Annotated in this window: 2 protein-coding genes and 1 pseudogene; all 3 read right to left on the reverse strand. The window is 27.5% G+C overall.

All coding sequences use genetic code 11. The features are described 5' to 3' along the window. Window positions 1-848 precede the first annotated feature (848 nt). Entirely contained in the window at window positions 849-1,886 is a 1,038-nt protein-coding gene (locus tag KGF36_RS19780; RefSeq protein ID WP_227830490.1) for an ABC transporter substrate-binding protein, read from the reverse strand. A gap of 137 nt (window positions 1,887-2,023) precedes the next feature. Continuing rightward, window positions 2,024-2,779 carry an ATP-binding cassette domain-containing protein gene (locus KGF36_RS19785; protein WP_227830491.1) on the reverse strand — a complete coding sequence of 252 codons (756 nt, stop codon included), beginning with the start codon at window positions 2,777-2,779 and terminating at the stop codon, window positions 2,024-2,026. After that, window positions 2,780-3,063, reverse strand: a pseudogene (locus KGF36_RS19790) (ABC transporter permease); the annotation flags it as partial.

Below are 3,063 nucleotides of genomic sequence, written 5' to 3' on the forward strand. Positions count from 1 at the left end.
TGATTGATAAAATTAAACTTTGCGTCATTACAGATATAATACCTGACATAAATAAAACACTCCTTTGAAAATATTTTTATAATTTTAATTATTTGCTAATTTTGTATATAAAAAAACCACATAGTATACACAACTATGTGGTAAAAACACGAATAAGCCACATAGTATAATCTATGTGGCTCTTATATAGTTAAATGAAAACTCTATAAACAATATAGCCTACATAGATACAATCCCAAAGTTTTGCTAGTCTTAAGGGGTCTGTATCTATGTTAAAACGTAGGTACAAACCCTAGAAATAGTGGCTATAGTAATAATAATATTTTTTATTGTTTAATAAAGTATTCATAATTATCTCTCCCTTTTAATATTTTAATTAGTCAGAAAATTATATGTATTCTTGACTTGTTATAAATTATAAATTATACAATAATAAAAGTCAACTGCTAAATTTAATTAAGATACTACATAGTATATACATAGAATTTTTAAAAGAGAATACATCAATTGAAAAAAACGTTATCCTAAACTTGTAAATTAAATGGAATTTTTGTGAAAAAATATCTAATTAAAGGAAAATATGGATTAAGATAGAGCTGTAGCTATTAAAATTTATAAAAAAAAGCTGTCTAAGAAATTTAAATTTCTATTTAGACAGCTCAAATAATGATTAGAAAGTTATACAACTTTCATAATCTGTCGTCAAAATAGACGACTTTTATGGAAAATGAATAACTTTATATGCAATAAATTGCTACAATAAGTACAATTTTCAAAGGGTTAGGGTGGATAAGAGTACTTACTATATAAAGTTTTCATATTACCTACTTTTTTGAATTTACTACATTTTACTCTGCAGATTTTGCATTTTTATCTGACTTTATATACTTTATATTATCTGCTGATAGCTTTTGCATGTCAAGTGCTTTTAGTGTATCTTCATTGATTATTATTTCAGTTTCATCTAACATAGTAACAGGTATATCACCAACAGGTTTACCCTCTAACACTTCAATAGCAAGCTCTCCAGCCTTGTAACCTAGTTTTTCATAGTCTATTCCACAACAAGCTAAAGCACCAGATGATACAGAGCCTTCTTCAGAAGCTATTATAGGTATTTTGTTTTCATTAGCTACTTTAGAAACTATAGGCATAGAAGAAACTATTAAATTATCAGTAGGAACATACAAAACATCTATTTTGCCAACTAAACTAGAAATAGCTTGGTTAACTTCACTTGAAGAACTGATTCCTTTTTCAACAACTTCATAATTATTTTTCTTAGCATAATCATGTAGAGAATCAACTTGTATTTTTGAATTAACTTCACTAGTATTGTATATAACACCTATTTTCTTTGCTTTTGGAGTTAAAGTTTTAACCAATTCTAGTGTTTTATCAATTGAAAGATAATCTGATGTACCTGAAACATTTCCACCTGGTTTTTCAAGAGATTTAACTAATCCAGCCTCTACAGGGTCTGTAACAGCAGTCATGATTATAGGTATATCTTTAGTAGCATTATAAGCTGCTTGAGCTGAAGGTGTAGATATAGCATATATCAAATCTTTTTTATCAGATACAAATTTACTTGCGATACTTTGTGTAGTAGGCATATCATTTTGAGCATTTTGGAAGTCTATTTTTATATTATCTCCATCCTTATAACCTTTATCTTCTAGTGCCTTTATGAATCCCTGTTTTGCCTTATCTAAAGATGGATGTTCTACTAATTGAGTGATTCCTATATTTTTTATTTCTTTATTGTCTGTTTTTTCTTTGTCTTTTGAAGTATCAGAACCTCCATTTTGAGAACATCCAGTGAGCATTGATACTCCTAGTACTCCTGCTACAATTAAACTTACTATTCTTTTTTTATTAATCATTTTTATATCCCCCTCAAAAATTTTGTTATTATATATGTTCATATATTCATATGAATTGTTGTAGTATTGCTAAAAATATTTTATAAATAAACCAATTTGTAAGTAAACTAAGATTAAATTATTGTGATAGCTATTTTTTAAACAGCATATTCAAATTTTTCTAAGATTTCTTCTATAGTCAATTTTTCTTTTTCTCTACCATTTACATCTAAAACAACTTCACCTTTATGAAGCATTATTAATCTATCTCCATATTGAAGTGCATGCTTTAAGTTGTGAGTTACCATAAGAGTAGTTATATTTTTTTCTCTTACAATTTTATCAGTTAATTCAATTACTTCATTTGATGTCTTTGGGTCAAGTGCCGCTGTATGTTCATCTAATAATAGAACCTTAGGGCTTGCTAAGCTAGACATAATTAGTGAAAGTGATTGTCTTTGACCTCCTGAAAGATACTGTACTTTAATATCTAGGTATTTTTTTAAATCTAGAGAAATTCCTTCAAGTAAGTGCTCTAAGTCATTTGTTTTATGACGAAGACATCTCTTTAAATTTAGCAATTTCCCCTTATTAAGAGCAAGAGATAAATTTTCTCTAACTGTCATAGAAGGACAAGTTCCTAAACTTGGGTCTTGAAAAACTCTACTTACTATTTGAGTTCTTCTATGTTCAGCTAAATTTGTTATATTAGTATTATCTAAAGTGATTTCACCAGAGGATTCTTTTATAAGACCCGATATTATATTTAATAAAGTAGATTTACCAGTTCCATTACTACCTATGATACTTACAAATTCACCATCTTCTATACTAAGAGATAAATTTTCAAATATAGTGTTGGGTTGACCATATGGATTTGGGAAACTCTTTGAAATATTTTTAATTTGTAACATCTATAACACCTCTTTTTTCAGATTTATTTTTGGTACTAGCTTTGCACTTGTTTTTTTTAGTGAGATATTTAAATTACCAGTAGCTAAGAAAGCTATTATAACTATGGCAGTTATCAGTTTTAAATCAGTTGATAACATACCTAAACTCATTGCAAAGTATATAGTGAATTGGTATATGAAAGAGCCAACAATTATTGCAGTAGTATTTTTAATAAAAGTGAATTTCTTAAATAATGTAATACCAATTATGATAGAAGCAATTCCAAGTACTAAAGTTCCAATAC

The sequence above is a fragment of the Clostridioides sp. ZZV14-6009 genome, from assembly GCF_020658095.1.
Lineage (GTDB): Bacteria > Bacillota > Clostridia > Peptostreptococcales > Peptostreptococcaceae > Clostridioides.